This window comes from Paraburkholderia sp. SARCC-3016 (assembly GCF_031119615.1).
Taxonomy (GTDB): domain Bacteria; phylum Pseudomonadota; class Gammaproteobacteria; order Burkholderiales; family Burkholderiaceae; genus Paraburkholderia.
In genome coordinates this window covers 48,598-70,231 of record NZ_JAVHZD010000019.1, presented here as the reverse complement: position 1 = coordinate 70,231, position 21,634 = coordinate 48,598, and the positions used below count along the sequence as shown (strand labels likewise).

18 protein-coding genes are annotated in these 21,634 nt (G+C 66.9%); 5 read left to right on the top strand and 13 right to left on the bottom strand.

Translation table 11 applies throughout. The features are described from left to right. Nucleotides 1–29 precede the first annotated feature (29 nt). Nucleotides 30–1,541 carry a cobyric acid synthase gene (locus tag QYH69_RS19820; protein ID WP_308833597.1) on the top strand — a complete coding sequence of 504 codons (1,512 nt, stop codon included), beginning with the start codon at nt 30–32 and terminating at the stop codon, nt 1,539–1,541. Nucleotides 1,542–1,679: 138 nt separating this feature from the next. Next, the gene (locus tag QYH69_RS19815; protein WP_308833509.1) at nt 1,680–2,123 is read left to right on the top strand and encodes a DoxX family protein; all 444 of its coding nucleotides are present in this window, start codon (nt 1,680–1,682) and stop codon (nt 2,121–2,123) included. 10 nt (nt 2,124–2,133) lie between these two features. On the opposite strand, the gene QYH69_RS19810 is transcribed toward QYH69_RS19815, so the two are convergent. After that, nucleotides 2,134–2,550, bottom strand: coding sequence for a PaaI family thioesterase (locus tag QYH69_RS19810; RefSeq protein WP_308833508.1), 417 nt, complete (start codon nt 2,548–2,550; stop codon nt 2,134–2,136). 188 nt (nt 2,551–2,738) lie between these two features. Here QYH69_RS19810 and QYH69_RS19805 point away from each other — a divergent pair, with 188 nt between their 5' ends. After that, nucleotides 2,739–3,368, top strand: a complete 630-nt coding sequence (locus QYH69_RS19805; RefSeq protein WP_308833507.1) for a ParA family protein — start codon at nt 2,739–2,741, stop codon at nt 3,366–3,368. Nucleotides 3,369–3,410: 42 nt separating this feature from the next. Here QYH69_RS19805 and panD read toward each other — a convergent pair whose 3' ends face one another. The 4 genes from panD to QYH69_RS19785 all read right to left on the bottom strand — a co-directional run bounded on the left by panD (nt 3,411) and on the right by QYH69_RS19785 (nt 6,081). Next, complete coding sequence (gene panD / locus QYH69_RS19800; protein ID WP_308833506.1) at nt 3,411–3,797, bottom strand: aspartate 1-decarboxylase; 387 nt, start codon at nt 3,795–3,797, stop codon at nt 3,411–3,413. Nucleotides 3,798–3,843: 46 nt separating this feature from the next. Continuing rightward, complete coding sequence (gene panC / locus QYH69_RS19795) at nt 3,844–4,677, bottom strand: pantoate--beta-alanine ligase (RefSeq protein ID WP_308833505.1); 834 nt, start codon at nt 4,675–4,677, stop codon at nt 3,844–3,846. 203 nt (nt 4,678–4,880) lie between these two features. Then, the gene (locus QYH69_RS19790; protein WP_308833596.1) at nt 4,881–5,735 is read right to left on the bottom strand and encodes a ScpA family protein; all 855 of its coding nucleotides are present in this window, start codon (nt 5,733–5,735) and stop codon (nt 4,881–4,883) included. Between the two features lie 160 nt (nt 5,736–5,895). Then, the gene (locus QYH69_RS19785) at nt 5,896–6,081 is read right to left on the bottom strand and encodes a DUF3460 family protein (protein ID WP_075156545.1); all 186 of its coding nucleotides are present in this window, start codon (nt 6,079–6,081) and stop codon (nt 5,896–5,898) included. A gap of 541 nt (nt 6,082–6,622) precedes the next feature. On the opposite strand from QYH69_RS19785, the gene QYH69_RS19780 reads away from it, so the two are divergent. Together QYH69_RS19780 and QYH69_RS19775 are read left to right on the top strand one after the other, a co-directional pair. Further along, nucleotides 6,623–8,338 carry an autotransporter assembly complex family protein gene (locus tag QYH69_RS19780; protein WP_308833595.1) on the top strand — a complete coding sequence of 572 codons (1,716 nt, stop codon included), beginning with the start codon at nt 6,623–6,625 and terminating at the stop codon, nt 8,336–8,338. 29 nt (nt 8,339–8,367) lie between these two features. Beyond that, nucleotides 8,368–12,777, top strand: a complete 4,410-nt coding sequence (locus tag QYH69_RS19775) for a translocation/assembly module TamB domain-containing protein (RefSeq protein WP_308833504.1) — start codon at nt 8,368–8,370, stop codon at nt 12,775–12,777. Here QYH69_RS19775 and QYH69_RS19770 read toward each other — a convergent pair. From QYH69_RS19770 to QYH69_RS19735, 8 genes are all read right to left on the bottom strand, one after another. Next, a complete protein-coding gene (locus QYH69_RS19770; protein ID WP_308833503.1) occupies nt 12,744–13,703 on the bottom strand; it encodes a DMT family transporter in 960 nt (319 codons plus the stop codon). The two genes, QYH69_RS19775 and QYH69_RS19770, sit on opposite strands and share 34 nt — an antisense overlap. After that, the gene (locus QYH69_RS19765; protein WP_308833502.1) at nt 13,704–15,125 is read right to left on the bottom strand and encodes an aldehyde dehydrogenase family protein; all 1,422 of its coding nucleotides are present in this window, start codon (nt 15,123–15,125) and stop codon (nt 13,704–13,706) included. 13 nt (nt 15,126–15,138) lie between these two features. Then, nucleotides 15,139–15,903, bottom strand: coding sequence for an SDR family NAD(P)-dependent oxidoreductase (locus QYH69_RS19760; protein ID WP_308833501.1), 765 nt, complete (start codon nt 15,901–15,903; stop codon nt 15,139–15,141). A 17-nt stretch (nt 15,904–15,920) separates the two neighbouring features. Continuing rightward, the gene (locus tag QYH69_RS19755) at nt 15,921–16,895 is read right to left on the bottom strand and encodes a sugar kinase (RefSeq protein ID WP_308833500.1); all 975 of its coding nucleotides are present in this window, start codon (nt 16,893–16,895) and stop codon (nt 15,921–15,923) included. A 15-nt stretch (nt 16,896–16,910) separates the two neighbouring features. After that, the gene (locus tag QYH69_RS19750; RefSeq protein ID WP_308833499.1) at nt 16,911–17,909 is read right to left on the bottom strand and encodes an ABC transporter permease; all 999 of its coding nucleotides are present in this window, start codon (nt 17,907–17,909) and stop codon (nt 16,911–16,913) included. Continuing rightward, a complete protein-coding gene (locus QYH69_RS19745; protein ID WP_308833498.1) occupies nt 17,906–18,940 on the bottom strand; it encodes an ABC transporter permease in 1,035 nt (344 codons plus the stop codon). The genes QYH69_RS19750 and QYH69_RS19745 overlap by 4 nt, the downstream gene beginning before the upstream one ends. Continuing rightward, nucleotides 18,937–20,460: a sugar ABC transporter ATP-binding protein gene (locus tag QYH69_RS19740; protein WP_308833497.1), complete on the bottom strand. Its 1,524-nt coding sequence runs from the start codon at nt 20,458–20,460 to the stop codon at nt 18,937–18,939. The genes QYH69_RS19745 and QYH69_RS19740 overlap by 4 nt, the downstream gene beginning before the upstream one ends. A 111-nt stretch (nt 20,461–20,571) precedes the next feature. Next, on the bottom strand, nt 20,572–21,588 hold the full coding sequence (locus QYH69_RS19735) for a sugar ABC transporter substrate-binding protein (RefSeq protein ID WP_308833496.1): 1,017 nt from the start codon (nt 21,586–21,588) through the stop codon (nt 20,572–20,574). Nucleotides 21,589–21,634: the final 46 nt, after the last annotated feature.

The window sequence follows — 21,634 nt, the reverse complement described above, 5'->3', positions numbered from 1 at the left end:
CTGTCACGAAGCCGCCGCGCGGCACGCTGATGATCCAGGGCACCACGTCCGATGCGGGCAAGAGCACGCTCGTCGCGGGCCTGTGCCGGCTCGCGCGTCGCGCGGGCGCGCGCGTCGCGCCGTTCAAGCCGCAGAACATGGCGCTCAATAGCGCGGTGACGGTCGACGGCGGCGAGATCGGCCGCGCCCAGGCGCTGCAGGCGGTGGCGGCCGGCATCGACGCGCATACGGATCTGAACCCGGTGCTGCTGAAGCCGACGAGCGATCGCGGCGCGCAGGTCATCATTCACGGCAAGGCGCGCATGAATCTCGATGCGCGGGCGTACCACGACTACAAGCCGGTTGCGTTCGAAGCGGTGCTCGAGTCGTACCGGCGCTTGCAGGCCGCGTACGAGACGATCTTCGTCGAAGGCGCGGGCAGTCCGGCCGAAGTGAACCTGCGCGAGCGCGATATCGCGAACATGGGGTTTGCGCAAGCGGTCGATTGCCCGGTCGTGCTCGTCGCCGATATCGACCGCGGCGGCGTCTTCGCGCATCTGACCGGCACGCTCGCCTGCCTGTCCGCGAGCGAACAGGCGCGCGTGCGCGGCTTCGTCATCAATCGCTTTCGCGGCGATCCGGGCTTGCTGAAGCCGGGGCTCGACTGGCTCGAGGCGCGTACCGGCAAGCCGGTGCTCGGCGTCGTGCCGTATCTGCATGGTCTCACGCTCGACGCGGAAGACATGCTGCCGCGCGAGCTGCGCGCCGCAGCCGGCGCGGCCACCGGCAGTGCGGGCGACGCGGCTTCGGGCGACGTGCTGCGCGTCGTCGTGCCCGCGTTGCCGCATATCAGCAACCACACCGATTTCGACGCGCTGCGTGCGCACCCGTGCGTCGATTTCCATTACGTCAAAGCGGGCGTGCAGCCGCCCGCCGCGGATCTGATCATTCTGCCTGGCTCCAAGAACGTGCAGGGCGATCTCGCGTTTCTGCGCGCGCACGGATGGGACGCGGTGCTGCAGCGGCATCTGCGTTACGGCGGCCGCGTGATCGGCGTATGCGGCGGCATGCAGATGCTCGGGCGCGAGGTCGCGGACCCGCATGGCGTCGAAGGGCCGCCTGGCAGCGTGCCGGGCCTCGGCTGGCTCGACTTCTCGACGACGCTCACGCAAGAGAAGACGCTGAAGAACGTGACAGGCCGGCTCGCGCTGCCCGGCGCGCCGGAGCTGGCCGGCTATGAAATCCATATGGGCGAGACCGAAGGGCCCGCATTGGCGTCGCCGGCCGTATGGCTCGCGACAGCGTCCGGCGGCGAGGGAGTCGACGGCGGCGGCAGCGAACGGCCCGATGGCGCGTTGTCGGCGGACGGGCAGATTTTCGCGACGTACGTGCATGGGCTTTTCGACACGCCGGCGGCGTGCGCGGCGCTGCTCGGCTGGGCCGGTCTTGCCGATGCGCCGCCGCTCGACTATCCGGCGCTGCGTGAGGCGTCGCTCGATCGGCTCGCCGACACACTCGCGGCCCATCTCGATCTGGAGCGGCTGTTCGGCGCGATAGGCTGACGGCGCGCGATTCGTTCCTGATAGGAAATAAACTAAGCGTCCATCGCCATTTCTCGTGCTTACTGGTTCGAATACAGTCGGTTCCTTGCGATGACGCAGCTTGCGTTGTCGATCGTCCACTTCGGAACAGGAACTGTCATGAACCGTCCAGCCGTCGCCGCGCGCACCGCCAATCCCGAACTCGCCGCCTTGCTGCTGCGCATCGCGCTAGGCGTGCTTTACCTCGCGCACAGCCTGCAGAAGATTTTCGTATTCACGCTGCCGGGCGCCGCCCAGTTTTTCGTGTCGGTCGGCTTTCCGGGCTGGCTCGCCTATGTGACGACGTTCGTCGAACTGTTCGGCGGCATCGCGCTGCTGCTCGGCGTGCAGGTGCGCTGGGTCGCGCTCGTGCTGTTGCCGTTCATGCTCGGCGCACTGTCGGTGCACTTCCATAACGGCTGGGGCTTTGCATCGCCGAACGGCGGATGGGAATACCCGGCGTTCTGGGCCGTGGCGCTCGTCGTGCAGTCGCTGCTCGGCAATGGGCTGTTCGCGCTTGGCCAGGCCCGCGCGCCGCACCTCGCGGGGCGCGCCGGCGCCTGATTCGATTGCGTCAGTACAACACCATCTGCGTACACCGGAATAGCGCGATCGTCTTGCCGTCGGGGCCATCGACGGTCGCGTCCCACACCTGCGTCGTGCGGCCCAGATGCACGGCTTGTGCGACCGTACGGATCGTCCCTTCGGTCGCGGTACCGAGGAAGTTGCTCTTGAGTTCGACCGTCGTGAAGCTTCGCGCGTCGGCCGGCAGATGCGCAAGGCAGGCGAGACCGCACGCCGTATCGGCGAGACCGATCACCGTCGCCGCATGCAGAAAGCCGTTCGGCGCGAGCAACTGCGGGCGCACCGTCAATTCCGCGCTGAGCCTGCCTTCTTCGATCGCGGTCGCCTGAAAGCCGATCAGCTCCGGCAGCGTGCCGGCCTGCAGTGCGCGCATCCATTCAAGGTCGCGCCCGGATCGGATAGCCATCGTGATCTCCCGCAAAAGGGAAGGCGATTGTCCAAATCGGCCGCCCGGGGCTTTCGAGCCTGGCGGATTTGCCGATATTATCAACGCCTGTGCCGGCGAGGTGGGCGCCCCGTTGGGCCGCCGCGCCACGCCGGCGAGGCCGTTTGAGATAATTCGACAATGACTGGGCCTTCTTCCCGGGAGTATTCATGACGGTAATCGTGGTGGCGAATCCTAAGGGTGGCGTCGGCAAAAGCACGCTCTCCACCAATCTGGCAGGCTATTTCGCGGCCGAGGGCGAGTGGGTCGCACTCGCCGATCTCGACCGGCAGCAGTCCGCACATGCGTGGCTCGACCTGCGCCCAGGCGGCCTGCCCGCGATCGAGACATGGCATGTCGATCCCGATTCGCCCGTGAAGCCGCCGAAGGGACTCGAGCGCGCCGTCATCGATACGCCGGCCGGCCTGCACGGCAACCGGCTCAACGTTGCGCTGAATCTTGCCGACAAGGTCATTGTGCCGCTGCAGCCGTCGATCTTCGATATTCTCGCAACGCAGGAATTTCTCGAGCGTCTGGCGAAAGAAAAGGCCGTGCGCAAAGGGGCGATCGAAATCGGCGTGGTCGGCATGCGCGTCGACGCGCGGACCAGATCGGCCGATCAGCTGCACCGGTTCGTCGAGGGTTTGAATCTGCCGGTGCTCGGTTATCTGCGCGATACGCAGAACTATGTGCAGCTTGCGGCACACGGGCTCACGCTGTGGGATGTCGCGAAGAGCCGCGTCGAGAAGGATCTCGACCAGTGGGAGCCGATCCTCGAATGGGCCAACGGCAAGGCCTGAATCAGAATCTGAACGTGAATGTGGATCTGACGCGCGGCTGCGTCAGGTCCAGCTTTGCGTCGGCACGTGATCGCGGTTGCCCTTGATCCGGTTCTGCTCGTCGACGAACACGAGATTCGGTTTCCACCCCGACTGCAACTCCGCCTCGTCGATCATCGCGAATGCCGCGATGATGACGAGGTCGCCGAGTTGCGCGCGGCGCGCCGCCGAACCGTTCAGCGAAATCATGCCGCTGCCGCGCTCGCCCTTGATCGCATAGGTCGAAAAGCGCTCGCCGTTGTTGATGTTCCAGATGTCGATCCGCTCGTTTTCGACGATATTCGCGGCTTCGAGCAGGTTCTCGTCGATCGCGCACGAACCTTCGTAGTGCAGCTCGCAGTGCGTGACCGCGGCGCGATGGATCTTCGATTTGAGCATATGGCGTTGCATGGCGATTCCCTTGTTGCGCGAGCGCGACCGCAAACGGCGGCGCGCGTCAGATTTCGAGGTTATCGATCAGGCGCGTCGCGCCGAGCTTCGCGGCCGCGAGCACGACGAGCGGCGCTTCGCCTTCGTGCGCGGCGGGCGGCAGCAGATTCGCGCGCTTGCGGATGGCGATGTAGTCGGGCTTCCAGCCGCGCGCGGCAAGCGCGGCCACCGCTTCGCGCTCGAGTGCGTCGAAGTCGCGCCGGCCCGCCTTGATCGCGTCGCGAATCCCGTTCAGCGTGGCGGCAAGGCGCGGCGCCTCGGCGCGCTCGGCCTGTTGCAGATAGCGGTTGCGCGAGCTCAGCGCGAGGCCGTCAGCGTCGCGCACGGTCTCCGCGGCGACGATATCGGTCGGCAGCGCGAATTGCTCGGTCATCGCGCGCACGATCATCAGTTGCTGGTAGTCCTTCTTGCCGAACACGGCGACGCGCGGCTGCACGCACGACATCAGCTTCATCACGACCGTACAGACGCCGGTGAAGAAGCCCGGCCGGAACTCACCTTCGAGAATGTCGCCGAGATCGTGCGGCGGGTGGACGCGATATTCCTGCGGCTGCGGGTACATGTCCTGTTCGGTCGGCGCGAACAGCACGTAGACGTTTTCCTTCTGCAGCTTCTCGATGTCGTCCTGCAGCGTGCGCGGGTATTTGTCGAAGTCTTCATTCGGTCCGAACTGCAGACGGTTCACGAAGATGCTCGCGACGACCGGATCGCCGTGCTGGCGCGCGAGCCGCATCAGCGACAGATGACCTTCGTGCAGATTGCCCATGGTCGGCACGAACGCGGTACGGTTCTGGCCGCGCAACTGGTCGCGCAATTCCTGGATCGAGCTGATGACTTTCATGGTCGGATAGCGGTTCTCACGCGGGGCGCGCGCTGCGCCGTGCCTGGCCGCAGTGTCTCGCATCGCGCATCGGCTGTGCCCGCGCCTGTTTCGAAGCAGAGGCGGCAGGGCTTGAAGCGCCGGATTGTAGAGGATTTGCAGGCGCGGCGCACCAACTGGAGGCGCGTGCGGGCAAGTGAACGAGGCGCGGCGAAAGACAAGGATCAGGCGGGCAGGTATGCAAGCCGCACGTAAATCGGTGCGAACGGTTCGGCCTGCGTGATTTCGATCAGCGACTCGCGCGACAGCTCGAGCATCGCAATGAAGTTCACGACGACGACCGGCACGCCGCGCGACACGTCGAACAGCTCCGCAAACTCCATGAAGCGCGCGTTCTGCAGCTTGCGCAGGATCACGCTCATATGTTCGCGCACCGACAGTTCTTCGCGCGAAATCCGGTGATGCTGGACGAGCTTCGCGCGCTTGATCACGTCGGCCCACGCGGCGCGCAGATCGTCCGTGTTGACGTCCGGAAAGCGCGGCGTAATGCTCTGCTCGATGTAGACCTCGGCGCGCAGGAAGTCGCGGCCCAGTTGCGGCAGATGATCGAGCCGCTGGGCGGCGAGCTTCATCTGCTCGTACTCGAGCAGGCGCCGCACGAGTTCCGCACGCGGGTCTTCCGCTTCTTCGCCGGTGTCGGCCTTCTTCACCGGCAGCAGCATCCGCGATTTGATCTCGATCAGCATCGCGGCCATCAGCAGATATTCGGAGGCGAGCTCGAGGTTCGACTTGCGCAACTGTTCGACGTAGCCGAGATACTGCGCGGTCACGTCGGCCATCGGAATGTCGAGCACGTTGAAATTCTGCTTGCGGATCAGATACAGCAGCAGGTCGAGCGGGCCTTCGAAAGTCTCGAGAAAGACTTCGAGCGCGTCCGGCGGGATGTAGAGATCCTGCGGCAGCTTGAAGAGCGGTTCGCCGTACAGGCGTGCGAATGCGATGCCGTCCACGGTGTCGGGCGTCGAATCGGTCGCGGGCGCGGTCAGGGCGGCGTTGCCCGGCGCAGTGGGACCGTGCATGGCAGCGGCATGCGCATGCGCCGCGGCGGGCTGCGCAGAGGGCTGCGCAGCGGGCTGTGAAGCGGGCTGTAAAGCGACCGGCGCGGGCAAGTGAGCCGACGGCTGATCGGGCAACTGTTCTGGCAACTGAGCGCCGCCGGCCTCGTCGGCAGAAGACACGTTAGAAGTTCTGGTAGTAGACGTACGGCGTTTGCTTCACGCGTGCGGCCTGCTGCTCCGAGCGCTCGTCGAGGTCGATCGGCTGCTTGTCCCACAGCAGCGCGCGGCCGCGGCGCTGTTCGTCTTCGAGTTGCGGCTTCTGCTCTTTCAGCTGATTCAGGAATTGCGTGATGTCCGACTGATACATGGCTCGAAATCCAGTGGAGAAAAAGGCGCCGCGTGGGCGGCCGTTCGGGTAGGACGTAATTTTAACGCATGCGCGCGGGCTGTCGGCGATTCCGACAGTAAAGGCGCGTGCGCCGGTTCCGCTCGGGCGAAGCCGGCGCCGCATTCGTGGAACACGCTGGCGCCGATATTCGCGATACGCCGGCGGGAATATCGACGGAAACATCAACGGAACATCGGCCGGCGCAAGCCGTCCAAGGCGGGCGCCCGTTGCCGGATCATTACCTGCCGCCCGGCATGCTTCGCTGGCGCCGCCCGCCCGCTGCCGTGCGACCCTGAATTCGGGATGCGCGGCCGCGCCGATGTGGTCAAATAACGAGCTTCAGTCCCGCCGCGGACTGGCCGAAGCCAGAAACTGTCGAAATCACAATTGCCGGAGGTCGTGTTTGGCGGGGTGGTCAATCGAACCGTCGCAATCGCGGCGCCGCGCCGCGCGGCCGCCGCCCGCCGCGCGGCCTTCGCGCGCATGGCTCGTTGTCGCGATCGTCGCCGTCCTGTTTCTGATGGCGGCCGGCGCGCCGGCCGCGCACGCGGCGAAAAAACGCGCGTCCTACGACGTCGACGTCGATGCGACGCCGCGCTCGCTGCGCAAGCTTCTCGAAGAGCACCTCGATCTGGCGCGCTTTGCAAAGCACGACGACATCAGCAGCGAGCAGTTCGATTTTCTCGTGACCGCCGCGCCGCAGCAGGTGCGCGATCTCGCGGCAACGCAAGGCTACTTCACGCCGGTCGTGCGCACGGACGTGCGTACCGTCGACGGCAGGCGCAAGGTCGCCGTGCATGTCGATGCCGGTCCGCTCACGACCATCTCGTCGATCACGCTGTCGTTTCGCGGCCCGGTCGAGACCGAAGACCCCGCGCAGGAGAACGCGACCCGTTTTGCATTCTCGCTGCACGACGGCGACCCGTTCACGCAGTCGGGCTGGGACGGCGCGAAGAACGCGGCGTTGAAGGCGCTGCAGGCGCGCCGCTATCTCGGCGCGAAAATCTACCAGTCGGAAGCGCGCATCGATCCGCAGACCCACGACGCGAAACTGTCCGTGACCTTCGACAGCGGCCCGACCTTCACGCTCGGCAAGCTCGACGTCTCGGGCACACGTCGTTACCCGGAAAGCATCGTCGACAACGTGAATCCGATTTCGCCGGGCGAGATCTACGACGTGCAGCGCGTCACCGAACTGCAGCGCCAGTTGCAGAACACGCCGTACTACGCGAGCGTCGCGATCGACGTCGACAACGATCCCGCGAAACCGCTCGACACGCCGATGCACGTGAAAGTGAGCGAATACCCGTACAACAGCGTGCGCGGCGGCGTCGGCTATGCGACGGACACGGGCGCGCACGTGCAGGGCTCGTACACGTATCTCGACACGTTCGGCGCCGCGTGGCCGTTTACGGTGTCGGGCCGGCTCGACCAGATCCAGCAGTACGGGCAGATCCAGCTGTCGATGCAGCCGGGCAAGCGCGGCTGGACCAACAGCGCGCTTGCGTCCTATACGACAACCGACGTCTCCGACACGCGCATCTACAGCCTGCGTGCGGGCGTGCAGCGCGCGCGCACGTCGCAGTACATCGACTACAACTACTCGTTCCTCTATTACCAGGACCGGCTGGACCAGAACGCGGCCGCGCCGACCACGGCGCGCGCGCTCGTGCCCGCGTGGTCGTGGACGCGCCGCAATACGGACGATCCGCTGTTTCCGCGCTCGGGCAATCTGATTCATGCGGAAGCGGGCTTCGCGGTGAAAGGCGTGCTCACCGATCAGACGTTTATCCGCGGCTATGCGCGCGGCCAGCAGTACATTCCCGTCGGTCAGCGCGATCTCGTGCTGTTTCGCGCGGAACTCGGCGGCGTGTTCACGAGCGGGCCGTCGAGCGGCGTGCCGGCGTCGCTGCTGTTTCGCGCGGGCGGCTCGAACTCGGTGCGCGGTTATGGCTTTCAGAGCATCGGCAACAACGTCGGCGGCTCGGTGCTGCCGACCAAATACCTGATGACGGCCAGCTCCGAATACCAGCACTGGTTCAGCCACGACTGGGGCGCGGCCGTGTTCTTCGACATCGGCACGGCCACCGACAACTGGCACGAGAAGGAGTTCTTCCCCGGCGTCGGCTTCGGCGCGCGCTGGCGCAGCCCGGTCGGGCCGGTCAACGTCGACCTCGCCTATGGCATTCGCAATCACGACGTGCGTCCGTATCTGACGCTCGGCATTGCGTTCTGATCAACCTTGAATCCCACAGCACCCGACGCATGACCACGGACCGTATCGCTCACCTGTCATCGGATCGCCCGGCCGACGTGCCGCCCGGCGGGGCGGGCGGCACGGGCGGGTACCGCGGGGCCGGCGGGCTCGGCGATGGGCCGGCAGGCGGTGCGCGCGGTCGTGACGTCGCAGGCGGTGCCGACGGCTCAGGCGGCTCAGGCGGCTCAGGCGGCGGTCCGGGCGGCGCCGCCACGCCGCCGCCGCCGAGGCGCCGCCGGCGCCTGTGGCGCGCGCTTCTGTGGGCGACGCTGGTACCGGCGCTGATCATCGCGCTGCTGGCCGGTGCGCTGTATGGCGTCGTCGTCACGGAGCGCGGCACGGCCTACGCGTGGCAGGCGGCGGTCAAGCTGCTCGGCGGCCGGCTCGCGGGCACGCTCGAGGGCGGCACGCTGGCAACGGGCGTGCGCCTTGCCCATGTGCAATGGCGCAGTCTCGATGGCAGCGGCACGGAGATCCGCGTCGACCGCGCATCGGGCAAGTGGGCGCTATCGGACCGGCCCTGGAAGTTCGCCGTCGACTATCTGCATGTCGGCACGATCGACGCGCGCATCGCGCCGTCGACCGAGCCGTCGAAGCCGCTGACGCTGCCCGAAGACCTGCGCTTGCCGATGCAGCTCGAGGTGCGCGACCTCAGCGTCGACAAGCTGCTGCTGCACGACGGCGCGTCGACGAGCGAATACTCGGGGCTGCTGTTCCATGGGCGCAGCGACGGGCGGCACCACGAGGCGGCGGTCGAGCGCCTCGATACGCCGTTCGGCGCGGTGACCGCGCGGGCGAAACTCGATGGCGTGCGGCCGTTTGCGCTGACCGGCGAGGCCAGCTATGCGGGCAAGGTCAACGACGAAGCGGTCCAGGTGCAGGGACATGTGTCGGGCACGCTCGAGACGCTCGTCGCCGAACTCGATGCAAGCGGGATGAAGCTCAACGGTCACGCGCGCGTCGAGGCGACGCCGTTCGCCGACGTGCCGCTGCGGCGCGCCACGCTGACCTTCGATCATGTGAACCCGCAGGCGTTTTCGCCGGGCGCGCCCGCGGCCGATCTCGCCGTGCGCGCGGATTTGCGGCCGGCCGGGGAGCAGGCGCCGGCCGGGTTCGACGGGCCGCAAGCGCCGGGCGGCGCGAGCGCAGCGGCGGCCAGCGAAACGGCCGGAACTGGCGGCGGCACGATTGCGCCCGCCAGCTCCGCACATGCGGCGAGCGCCGCGAACATGGCAAGCCCCGCAAACAGCGCAAGCGCCGCGACGCCCGCCATCACGGCGACGCGCCCGCGCGGCTTCGCGGTCACCGGCTCGGTGTCGATCGTCAATGCGAAACCGGGCTCGATCGACGCGCACCTGCTGCCGCTGATCGACGCAAACGCCGACGTGCGGCTCGACGCGCAGGCGCAGCGCATCTCGAATCTGAACGTGCGGCTCGTCAGGAACGCGACCGTAACGGGCGACGGCTCGCTCGCCGGCAAGCGCGGCCGCCTCGATCTGAAGGTTGCGAAACTCGACCTGAACGCGCTCGTTGCGAGCGTGCGGCCGACACAGTTCGCCGGCCCGATCGCGATTCGTCTGAACGACGATATCCGCACCGTGACGCTCGATCTCGCCGATCCGCACGCGGCGCTGCGCGTGCAGGGCAAGGTCACGCTCGACCCCGCGCGCACGAGCTTCAACGACGTGCGGCTGACGTCGGGCAAAGGGCGCATCGACCTGTCCGGCGCGATCAAGAACGACGCAAGTTCGACATACAACCTGAAGGCGGCGTTGACCGACTTCGATCCGCTTTCGCTGACGTCGCTGATGACGCCGAAGCCGGCGGCCAGGGCGCCGGCCACGGGCAGAAAAGGCGCGGCCGTCGCCGCTAACGCCGCCGCGCCCGGCAAACCCGCTACGGCAACCGAACCCGCCGCGCCGGCCAAACCCGCGTCCGCGCGAAAAATCGAGGCGCGCATCAACGGCACGATCGCGGCGACCGGCCTGTTCGCGCCGACCTTCACGACGCGGGCCGAATTCAAGCTCGGCGACAGCATGTACGACAACCTGCCGATGACGGGCGGCGGCACGATCCAGCTGGCCGGCTCGCGCATTCTGCCGAGCCACGCGAGCTTGTCGGTGGCCGGCAACCAGGTCGACCTGCAAGGCAGTTTCGGCGGCCGCGGCGACCGGCTGCGCTTTCGCGTCGATGCGCCGGAGCTCGACCGGCTCGGCTTCGGCGTCGCGGGTCTCGTCCATGCCGACGGCGATCTGACGGGCACCTTCGCGCATCCGAACGTGACGCTCGCTTACCAGGCCGACAGCGTGGTATTCGGCTCGAACCGCGTCGGCCACGCGGAAGGCCATGCCGAGTTGCGCGACGGCGCAAATGGCGCAATGGTGTTCACGACCGACGCGCGCAATCTGAGCACCGCGGGTATCGAACTGAAGACGCTCACTGCGCGCCTGAACGGCACGCGCGCCAACCATACGTTCGAGGCCGCGGCTGCCGGCGCGTTGCGCGACCGGCCGCTCGATCTGACGCTCGCCGCAAACGGGCATCTGACCGACGCGCGCGACGGCACGCACTGGGACGGCACGATCACGCGGCTGCAAAACCGCGGCACGCCCGCGCTGAACATGGAGTCGCCGCTCGCGGTCAGCACGGGCCCGCAGCGTCTCACGCTCGGCGCGACGCGCCTCACGCTCGAAGGCGCGCTGCTCGACCTGAAATCGCTGTCGTACGACCACGGGCGCATACGCTCGGCCGGCACGCTGAGCGGCATTTCGGTCGCGCGCCTGCAGCAGCTGCGCCAGGAGTTCACGGGCGCGGCGCCGCTCGCGAAAACCGACCTCGTTTTCGATGGCGACTGGGACTTCGCGCTCGGCGACACCTCGAGCGGGCATATCCAGCTGAAGCGCCGCAGCGGCGACGTGACGGTCGAAGTGGGGCGCGGCCTCGCGTCGCTCGGCGTCACCGATATTTCGTCGCGCGTCGATTTTGCGGCCGGCAACCGCGTGAACCTGACCGCGCATGCGCAGGCGAGCCGCCTCGGCGTGATCGACGCCGAGGCGCACACGGCGCTTGCGATGCGCGACGGCGTGCTGACGCTCGACGAAAACGCGCCGCTGACCGGCAAGATCGACGCGAACGTGCCGTCGCTGAAAACGACGGGCGGCCTGTTCGGTCCGAGCTATCTGCTCGACGGCCATCTTGCGTTGCGCCTCGCGCTCGGCGGTACGGTGGCGAAGCCGAATCTGTCGGGCTCGCTGGTCGGCGACGGCCTGTCGGCGACTGCCGTGGATCTCGGCGTGCAGTTGAAGAACGGCGTCGTGCGCATCGCGCTGTCGGAGAATCTCGTCGAATTCCAGCAGGTCGAGTTTCACGGCGGCGACGGCACGCTGCGCGCGACGGGCCGCGTACGGCTCGATAACGCGGAGCCGGACCTGACCGCGAGCATCGTCGCCGATCATCTCGAACTGTTCGCGTCGCCGGAACGGCAACTGGTGCTGTCCGGCAGCGCGAGCGTCGCGAACGCGGGGCAGCAGGGCGGACTGGCGATCAACGGCAAGTTCAACGTCGAGCATGCGCTGTTCGACATGCCGGAGCAGGGCGCGCCGAGCCTCGGCGACGACGTCGTGATCGTGCGGCCGGACGGCTCGGTGATCGGCGGCAAACCGCCCGAAGTCGGCACCGCGACGAGGCCGGTCGGCCCGTTCGCGCCGCGCGCGAATATCGACATCGATCTCGGCAACGACTTCCGCTTCCGCGGGCAGGGCGCCGACGTCGGGCTGCGCGGCACGATCACCGCGCTGTCCGCGCCGAACATGCCGCTACGCGCGGTCGGCAATGTCCGCGTGACCGAAGGGTCGAGCTATACCGCGTTCGGCCGCAAGCTCACGATCGAGAACGGCTTCTTCACGTTCAACGGACCGGTCGCGAACCCGGGCATCAATATTCTCGCGATGCGCCGCAATCAGGAGGTCGAGGCGGGCGTGCAGGTGACGGGCACGATCCAGTCGCCGGTCGCGAAGCTCGTCTCGGAGCCGAACGTGTCCGACAATGAGAAGCTCTCGTGGCTGCTGTTCGGTCACGGCACCGATCAGGGCAACAACCTCGGTCAGCAGAGCACGATGACCACCGCGCTCGCGCTGCTCGGCAGCGCGAGCGGCAAGCGCATCGCGCAGACTTTCGGACTCGACGAGTTTTCGATCGGACGCAGCGAAGTGGGCCTGACCGATCCGCAGGTCGTGATGGTGTCGAAGGCGATCAACGAGCGTTTCGTGGTCGGTTACGAGCAGGGGCTGCAGTCGGCGAGCAACGCGATCAAGGCGACGCTGAACCTCACGCGCTACTGGTCGGTGGCCGCTTACGGCGGCACGTTCCAGGGCATGGATCTGCTTTATACGCGCCGGTTCGACCGGTGGCCCTGGTGAGCATGCCGCGCCGCCGTGCCGCATCGCAATGCGACGGCAACGCCGCCGAGCGTCAGCATCATCGCCACGGCTTCGCTCGCTCCGAGCGGTTCTCCGAGTGCGCAAGCGGCTGCGACGATGCCCATGATCGGCACGAGCAGCATGCCGGTCGCGGCGACGTCCGCAGGCAGCTTGCGCAAAGTGGCAAACCACGTCAGGTAGCACACGCCCATGGGGACGAGCGTCATGTAGACCATGACGGCCATGCCGTCCGGCTTCAGACTCGCGAAGCTCGGGTGTTCCAGCACGATCCCCGCCAGCACCAGCGGCACGCATCCCAACCCGACCTGCCACGCGACGAGCGCAATGGGCGGCACAGGCAACGGGTCGCGTGAATTGACGGTGCCGAACGCAAACAGCACGGCGGCGCCCAGCGCACACGCAATGCCCTCGAGCTTGCCCGCATCGAAGGCGAGTCCGCGACCGCCGAGCAGGACCACGAGGCCCGACATGCCCAGCACGATCGCGAGCAGCGACATGCGCGACGGCCGCCTGCCGAGCACCGGCCACGCAAGCAGCATCGACCAGATCGGCATCGTGTAGACGAGCAGCGCGCCTTCGCTGACGCTGAGCCATTTCATCGACAAGGTCGACAGACCCATCCACGCGAGCACGTTTGTGCACGAAGCGAGCATGATGCGCGGCATCAGCGACCAGGGCACACGCAGGCGCTCGCCGCACAGCGCGGCGACGATCGCGAGAATGATCGACGCCGTCACGCCGGCGACGCCGCGCGAAAAGAGCGGAGGCCATTCCCGCAGCAGGATTTTCATGGCGGGCCAGTTCAGCGCCCAGCCCAGTGCCGTTACGAACAGGAAGAAAGCGCCTGCGCCGAGCGTCGACAGGCGCTTGTGGGCCGCGTGATGCGCGGCATAGCCATGACTCATCTAGAAACCCGCGATCGCCTTGAGTTCGAGGTAATCGCCGAGTCCGAACTCCGCGTGTTCACGGCCGTTACCCGACTGCTTGTAGCCGCCGAACGGCGCGTTCGCATCCCACGGTGCTTCGTTGATGTAGACGTTGCCCACGCGCAGCTTCGCCGCGACGCGCCGTGCCCTGTCCTGGTCGTTCGTCTGCACGTAGCCGGCGAGACCATATGGACTGTCGTTGGCGATGGCGAGCGCGTGCGCTTCGTCGTCGAATGCAATGATCGACAGCACGGGCCCGAAGATTTCCTCGCGCGCGATGCGCATGTCGGGCGTGACGTCCGCGAACACGGTGGGCCGCACGAAATAGCCTTTGTCGACGCCTTCGGGTCGGCCCGGGCCGCCCGCCGCGAGCGTCGCGCCCTGCGCGACGCCGCTTTCGATCAGCGCCTGGATATGCGCGTATTGCTTCGCGTTGACGACCGGTCCGAGTTCCGAATGCTCGTGTTCCGGCGGGCCGACGCGGATCGCATTCGCGGTTTGCGCGGCAATGCGCGCGGCGCGCGACATCAGCGCGCGAGGCACCAGCATGCGGGTGGGGGCGCTGCACGACTGCCCGCAGTTGAGATAGCTCGCGCGCACACCAAATGCGACTGCGCGATCGAAATCGGCATCGTCGAAAATAATATTGGCCGATTTGCCGCCCAGTTCCTGATGCACGCGCTTGACGGTCTGCGCCGCGGCCTTGGCGACGGCAATTCCCGCGCGCGTCGAACCCGTGATCGACACCATATCCACGCGAGCATCGCGCGACAAGGCTTCGCCGACGATCGCGCCGTCGCCGTTGACGAGGTTGAACACGCCCGGGGGAAAGCCTGCGTCATCGATCATCTGCGCGAAGCGCAGCGCGCTGTACGGCGAAAATTCGCTGGGCTTGACGACCATCGTGCAGCCGGCGGCCAGGGCGGGCGCGACCTTCACGACGAGCTGGTTCATCGGCCAGTTCCACGGCGTGATCAGCGCGCACACGCCGATCGGCTCTTTCGCGAGCACGGTCGCGCCGCGCGTTTCGGTAAAGCTGAATTCGCGCAGCACGCGGATCGCGGTTTCGAGATGCGCGCGGCCGAGCGCGATCTGCGCGCCGCGCGAGAACCCGCTCGCCACGCCCATCTCGGCGGTCATCAGTTCCGCCATCTCTTGCGCGCCGGCGTTGTATCGCTCGAGCAGGCGCGTGAGCAGGCCGAGGCGCGTCTCGCGCGACGTGGCCGACCACGCGTCGAATGCGCGCTGCGCGGCATCGACGGCCGCGGCCGCGTCATCGGCGTTGCCCATCGCGAGCTGGCCGATGACGGCCTCCGTCGCGGGGTTGACGATCGCGAAGGTATCCGTGCCGCGCGGCGCGACCCATTGGCCATCGATATAGAAGCGGTCAGTCCTCACCATCGGTTGTCTCCGTTCAATGGAAGTAGATGCCGCCGCAGACGTTGAGCGCCTGCCCGGTCACGAAAGCCGACTGCTCCGAAGCGAAGAAGAGCGCGGGTCCGACGATGTCTTCCGGCTTGCCGAGCCGTTTGAGCGCGGCGACTTCTTCCCAGTGACGCACGGCCGCTTCGCTGCCGAGATTGTTGCGGCCCATTTCGGTGAGGATGATGCCGGGGCAGATCGCATTGACGGTCACGCCGTCCATGCCCACTTCCTGCGCGAGCACGCGCGTGAGCGTGATGACGGCCGACTTGGTCGCGGCGTAGTGGCCCTGCGTCGCCACGCCCTGACGGCCGGCGATGGACGCGATGTTGATGACGCGCCCCGCCTTGCGCTCGCGCATATGCGGCACGACGGCCTGGCACATCATGAGCACGCCCTTCACGTTGACGTCGAAGTGCGTGTCCCATGTCTTTTCGTCGAGATCCTGCAGCAGCGAGGGCTTGAGCACGCCGGCATTGTTGATGAGCACGTCGATGCGGCCGGCCGCCGCGAGCGCGCGCTGCGTCACGTCGTCGATCTGTTTGCGGTCGCTGACGTCGAGCGTGAACAGATGGGCCTTGCGCTCGCGCCGGCCGATCAGGTCGGCGGTCTTGCGCAGTTCGGCTTCGGTTTGCGGCAGGTCGGTGACGACGATGTCGTAGCCGGCGTCGGCGAAGCCGAGCGCAAGCGCCTGTCCGATGCCGCGGCTTGCGCCGGTTACCAGTGCGACGGGGCGGGTCGAGTCCCTGTTTTGCATGTCGATGTTCTCCGCGATCAGAATTGGGCTGCAGTGAGAGGCGTGTGCTGTCTGGCCGGCAGAGTGCGCAGCGCCTCGACGGTGTCGTCGAACGATTTGAGCTTGCCTTGCGAGCCGAGTCCCATCGCGACTTTCGCCGCGACGGCCGACGCGAAGCGCGCGCACTCGCGCAAGTCCCAGCCCTTAGTCAGCCCGACGATGATGCCTGCCGTGAAGCTGTCGCCGCAGCCGGTCGTATCCGATACGGCGATGTCGAACGCAGGCAGCGTGAACGGCTCGCCATACTCGGGCGCGACATAGACGCCATGCGCGCCAAGCGTCAGGATGCAGTTCTTCACGCCGCGCGCGCGGAAGAAGCGCGCAACCTCGGCGACATCGGTCGTGCCCGCCATTTCCGACGCTTCGTCGATGCTCGGCACGAAGTAGTCGAGATACGGCAGGCACGGCTCGACGAGTGCAATCGTCTCGGGCGTCGCCTGGATCAGATCGAAGGTCGTGATGCGGCCCAGCTCTTTCGCACGGCGCAGCAGCGCGAGGGTCGGCTCGCCGTCGAACGCTTTCATGAGACCGGTCCCCCCCACATGCACGAGGCGCGCATCGAGCGCCGCGTCGAACTGCTCGGCGCGCACGGTGAAGGCGTTGGCGCTGCCCGGCACATGCAGCGCCGGGCGCTCGCCGTTGGGGCGCACAGGCAGAATCGTCGCGGAGGTCTGCACGTCGCTCGTGCGCGACACGAGTGCGCAGTCGACGCCATAGCCCTGCATCTTCGCGATGAGGAAATCGCCCATGTCGTCGGTGCCCACGGTCGTCACCGAACGCGTGCGGATACCGAGCATTGCGCAGGCGACCGATGTCGCGCCGGCCGTACCCGCGACCGTCATGCAGATTTCCTCGATGTAGGCCGCGCGCCCGCCGGGCGGAATCGCCGTTACCGGACGTCCGAGCACGTCGAGCACGTGAAAGCCGATGCAGCTAACGTCGAATGTAGTCACGTGTGTTTTCCTTCATCAGTGAGAGCGGCGGCGCAGCGCGAAGCTGGCCGCGAGAACGACGAACACCAGCACGCCGATGCCGACCTGCTGCCAGTAGAAATTCCAGCCGACGAGCAGCAGCCCGTTTTTCATGGCCGCGAGCATCAGCACGCCGATCAGGGTGCCGGGGACGCTCGGGCGCCGCTCGGTGCTCAGCGTCGTACCGATGAACGTGGCGCCGATCGCATCGAGCAGGAACGCGTTGCCCGACAGCGGCACATACGACTTCACCGTTGCCGAGAGCAGAATGCCCGCGATGCCAGCGAGCAGCGCGCCCGCGATATACACCCACGAAAGCTGCCTTGCGACGCGAATGCCCGAGTAGCGCGCGACGCCGGGCTGCACGCCGAGCGCGACGATCTGCCGGCCGAACACGGACCGGTGCAGCAGCAGATAGACGGCGAGGGCGCACGCGAACAGCACGATGACAGGCGTCGGCACATGGAACAGCGCGGAGCGCGCGATGCTGTCGAACGCCGCGGCCGGCTGGCCCGTGATCAGATAGATCGGTTGGCCGCCGCCGGTGGCGAGCTGTTGCGTGCTCTGTCCGATGAAAAGCACGCCGAGGGTGGCGAGAAACGGGCTGATCCTGAGCCGCGTGATGAGGATCGCATTGAGCACGCCGACCAACACGGCGACGCCGAGGCCCGCGGCGAGACTCGCCGCGACGCCGTGTCCCGCGCCGAGCAGCATCACGAAGATCATGCTGGCGAGGTCGACGGCCACGCCGACCGACAGATCGATGCCGCCCGACGAGACGACGAGCGTGAGCCCGAGCGCGACGATCGCGAGCAGCACGACGTTGTTGACGAGCACGTTGAAAAGATTGGCCGGGCTCAGGAACGTGTCGGCGACGAGCGAGAAGACGATGCAGATCAGCGCGAACACGACGATCAGACTGTAGTTCGCGGCGAGCCTGCCGATCTGCGAGAAGTGGCGCGACGCGGCGCCGGCCTGTGCGGGCGTGGTGCTCATTGAGCGCTCTCCGGTTTGCGGGCGAACGACGTGGTCGCGACGACGAGCAGGATCAGCGTGCCTTGCACGCCGTTCACCCAGTAGCTCGATACGTTCAGCAACTGGAAGCCGTTCGCGAGGCAGCCGATGAAAAGCACGGAGAGCAGCGTGCCGCCGATGGTCGGCACGAAGCGCCGCGAGAAGACGGTGCCGAGCAGTGCGGCGGCGAGCACCGGGAGCAGCATGTCGCCGGAGCCCGGCGTGCTCGAACTGAGGCGCGCGACCGTCAGGACGGCCGCGAGCGCCGCGCACAGACCGCTGAACAGATACGTGAACGTCAGATAGCGGCCGACCCCGATACCGGTCGAGCGCGCCGCTTCCGGATGTCCACCCACGGCGTACAGGCGCAGGCCGAAGCCCGTGTGATGCACGAGCAGGATCATGGCGGCCGAGGCGAGCGCGAGCGTCCATGCGAGCGCCGAGATGCCGAGGAACGACGCCGAGCTGATGAACGTCATGAGCGGCGACGACACGCTGATCACGGTGTTCTGCGTGATCGTCAGTTCGGCGCCGGCCGCGATGTTCATCACGGCGAGCGTGGCGAGCAACGGCAGAATGCCCAGGCGCACGACCGCGACTGCATTGAGCAGGCCGATCGCGATGCCGGTCGCGGCGACGGCCGGCAGTGCGAGCGCGTCGGAAACGCCGAGCGTGAGCAGCTTCGCGTAGACGGCGGCGCACACGCCCATGTTGGCCGCGATCGACAGGTCGATGCCGCCGTCGGTGACGTTCGAACCTCCGCCGATGATGACGACGGACATGCCGAACGCCATCACGCCGAGGATGGCGGACTGCTCGACGATATTGACGAGATTGCCCGGTGTCATGAAACCGGACGCGCCGAACGCGAAATACAGCAGGATCGCGACGAAAGCGCCGACGGCGGCAAGGCGGATCGCCAGCGAGCCGATCGCCTTGCGCCGCCCACGCGCGGGCGGCGGCTGTCGCCCGGTGGCGACGTTCTCGAGCAAGGCGCGTTGGATGGCTGTCATACGGTGACTCCTTCGGCAAGTGATGCGCCCGACGAGGCGGCGAGCAACTGGTCGCTGTTCAGGCGCGCGCCGCTGAATTCGCCGACGAGCTCGCCGCGATAGATCACCAGCACGCGATCGCAGAAATCGGACAGCTCGAGCAGATCGGAAGACAGCATCAGGATCGCCGCGCCTTCGCTCGCGAGACGGTTCAGCAGCGTGTAGATCTCGACCTTGGCGGCGACGTCCACGGCCACCGTGGGCTCGTCAAGCACATAGACCTTCGACTGGCAACTGAGCCACTTCGCGATCGCAACCTTTTGCTGGTTGCCGCCCGACAGATGACGCACGAGCGTGTCGCCGCCCGGTGTCTTGATCGACAGCTCGCGGATGAAATCGCCGACCGCCGAGCGCTCGTCGCCGCCGCGCATGAAGCCGATGCGGCTGTAGCGCGTGAGGCTCGCGAGGCTCACGTTCTCGCGCACCGACAGGCCGAGCGCGACGCCATGCGCGCGCCGGTCCTCGGGCAGCATCGCGATGCCGTTTCTGACCGCGTCCATCGGCGAGCGAAGCGGCACGCGTTTGCCGTCGACGCTGACGTTGCCGTGATCGGCCTGACCCAGTCCGAACAGGCATTGCACGAGCTCCTTCGCGCCCGAGCCGAGCAGTCCGGTCAGCCCGACGATCTCGCCGCGACGCACGGCGAGGCTCACGTCGTGGAAGGCGCCGGCACGCGACAGGCCGGCGACTTCGAGCACGGGCGGCCCTGGCGTGACGTCGCGCGCCGGGAACATTTCGCCGACGTCGCGCGCGATCATCATCGAGATGATGTCGTCCACCGGCGTGGTTTTCGGCGACACGACGCCGACGTCGGTGCCGTTGCGCATGACCGTGACGGCATCGCACAGCGACTCGATTTCCTGCATGTAGTGCGAGATGAAGATCACGGCGATGCCGTCGTCGCGCAGGCGGCGCAGCACGGTGAAGAGGCTGTCCACTTCCCTTCTGACGAGCGCGGCGGTCGGTTCGTCGAGCACGAGCACGCGCGCGCGCTGCGCGAGCGCGCGTGTGATCTGCACGATCTTCTGCTGGGCGGTAGTCAGGTCCTGGATCAGCAGGTTGCGCGGCAATTCGAGGTCGAAGTATTTTTTCAGCAGCGCGGCCGCTTCGCGTTCCATGCGCCGCTTGTTGACGAACGGTCCGATACGCGGTTCGTGCCGCAGGAACACCGCTTCGCCGACGGTCGCAGTCGGCACGAGCAGCCGGTCCTGGTGGATGAAGTGCACGCCGAGCGCTTCGACGCGCGCGGGCGTCAGGTGGTCGACGCGCTCGCCCATGATGCGGATCTCGCCGCTGTCCGGCACATTGATGCCGGCCAGCACCTTGATGATGGTCGACTTGCCCGCGCCGTTCTGCCCGACGAGCCCATGGATCGTGCCGCACGCCACCTCGAGGTTCGCGTCCGCGAGCGCCTGGACCGCGCCGAAGCGTTTGCTGATGCCCTTCATCGAGATCGCGATGCGCCGTTCATCGTTGCGCATGTTGCCTCCGTTGATCGCGGCACTTCCGGGCCGGGCGGGCAACGAACCCGCGCCGCCCGGAAGCGTCGCTGCGAAACACACTGATGGCAATGCCCGGGAGGGTCCGGGGCGTTACTTGCCGCTGACCTTTTCGGCCTGTTGCAGAATCGGGCCGGCGGTGGTGCCGGCGTTCTTCTTCGTCACGAGCACGGACGGCACGAACGTGAACGGCGGCACCTTCTCGCCGGACAGATAGGCCGCGACGTTGGCCGCCGACGTCTTGCCGATTTCATAGGGCTGCTGTGCGCCGACCGCGCCCGCCGGCGACTTCGGATCGGCGACCATCTTCACGACGTCGGGACTGCCGTCGATCGCATAGGTTTTGATCTCCGGGCGCTTCGCCGCCTGCACGGCTTGCGTCGCGCCGATCTGCGGCACGTCCCAGCACGACCAGATCGCGTTGATCGAGCCCGGCGCCGGGTATTTGGTCAGCATGTCGGAGACATTCGAATACGCGCTTTGCACCGTGTTGGGAATCACGTCGCGCAGTTCCGGCTCGACGATCTTGACGTCGGGGAAAGCGCTCAGCACGTACTTCATCTGGTCGTAGCGGATCTTGCATACCGGTACGCTATAGAAGCCGTTGAAGACGAGCACGTTGCCTTTGCCACCCATGTCGGACACCATCTGCAGCGCGATTTCGGCGCCGAGGTCGTAGTTGTTCGACGTCGTGACGTTGAGCGAGTAGGGCGTTGCCGTGTCGATCGTGAAAAGCGGAATCCTGGCATCCCTGATTTTTCGCAGCCACGGGTCGAGCACCTTGATGTTGCCGAGAATCTCGATAATGGCGTCGGGTTTCTGCGCGATCAGCGTCTGCAGCTGGGAAACCTGCGTCTGGTCCTTGCGGCCCGCGTCGAGCGCGATCGGCGTGCCGCCGAGCCGCTTGATCTCGTCCTGCGCGCCGCGAAAAGCCATCAGATCCCAGTAGTGGTCCGTGCCGGTAATCGATACGCCGATCCGCTTGCCCTTGAGCGACGGCTCCGCGTGCACGGTTGGTGCGGCACACGCGAGTGCGGCGACAAGCGCCACCGCTACCGGAAGAAGGCGCATCGCGCGAGGCATGGCGCGAGCGAGCGTCTGATTGTGCATGGTTGTTTGTCTCCTGAATGTTGGTTATTTCCGGCGTCCTGCATCG

What these genes read in the sequence shown, in the direction of transcription:
- QYH69_RS19790 (WP_308833596.1), bottom strand. Translation starts at nt 5,735, where the DNA reads ATGCACGGTCCCACTGCGCCGGGCAACGCCGCCCTGACCGCGCCCGCG.
- QYH69_RS19780 (WP_308833595.1), top strand. Translation starts at nt 6,623, where the DNA reads ATGGCGGCCGGCGCGCCGGCCGCGCACGCGGCGAAAAAACGCGCGTCC.
- QYH69_RS19775 (WP_308833504.1), top strand. Translation starts at nt 8,368, where the DNA reads ATGACCACGGACCGTATCGCTCACCTGTCATCGGATCGCCCGGCCGAC.
- QYH69_RS19760 (WP_308833501.1), bottom strand. Translation starts at nt 15,903, where the DNA reads ATGCAAAACAGGGACTCGACCCGCCCCGTCGCACTGGTAACCGGCGCA.
- QYH69_RS19745 (WP_308833498.1), bottom strand. Translation starts at nt 18,940, where the DNA reads ATGACAGCCATCCAACGCGCCTTGCTCGAGAACGTCGCCACCGGGCGA.
- QYH69_RS19805 (WP_308833507.1), top strand. Translation starts at nt 2,739, where the DNA reads ATGACGGTAATCGTGGTGGCGAATCCTAAGGGTGGCGTCGGCAAAAGC.
- QYH69_RS19785 (WP_075156545.1), bottom strand. Translation starts at nt 6,081, where the DNA reads ATGTATCAGTCGGACATCACGCAATTCCTGAATCAGCTGAAAGAGCAG.
- QYH69_RS19765 (WP_308833502.1), bottom strand. Translation starts at nt 15,125, where the DNA reads ATGGTGAGGACTGACCGCTTCTATATCGATGGCCAATGGGTCGCGCCG.
- panC (WP_308833505.1), bottom strand. Translation starts at nt 4,677, where the DNA reads ATGAAAGTCATCAGCTCGATCCAGGAATTGCGCGACCAGTTGCGCGGC.
- panD (WP_308833506.1), bottom strand. Translation starts at nt 3,797, where the DNA reads ATGCAACGCCATATGCTCAAATCGAAGATCCATCGCGCCGCGGTCACG.
- QYH69_RS19750 (WP_308833499.1), bottom strand. Translation starts at nt 17,909, where the DNA reads ATGAGCACCACGCCCGCACAGGCCGGCGCCGCGTCGCGCCACTTCTCG.
- QYH69_RS19735 (WP_308833496.1), bottom strand. Translation starts at nt 21,588, where the DNA reads ATGCACAATCAGACGCTCGCTCGCGCCATGCCTCGCGCGATGCGCCTT.
- QYH69_RS19740 (WP_308833497.1), bottom strand. Translation starts at nt 20,460, where the DNA reads ATGCGCAACGATGAACGGCGCATCGCGATCTCGATGAAGGGCATCAGC.
- QYH69_RS19770 (WP_308833503.1), bottom strand. Translation starts at nt 13,703, where the DNA reads ATGAGTCATGGCTATGCCGCGCATCACGCGGCCCACAAGCGCCTGTCG.
- QYH69_RS19810 (WP_308833508.1), bottom strand. Translation starts at nt 2,550, where the DNA reads ATGGCTATCCGATCCGGGCGCGACCTTGAATGGATGCGCGCACTGCAG.
- QYH69_RS19815 (WP_308833509.1), top strand. Translation starts at nt 1,680, where the DNA reads ATGAACCGTCCAGCCGTCGCCGCGCGCACCGCCAATCCCGAACTCGCC.
- QYH69_RS19820 (WP_308833597.1), top strand. Translation starts at nt 30, where the DNA reads ATGATCCAGGGCACCACGTCCGATGCGGGCAAGAGCACGCTCGTCGCG.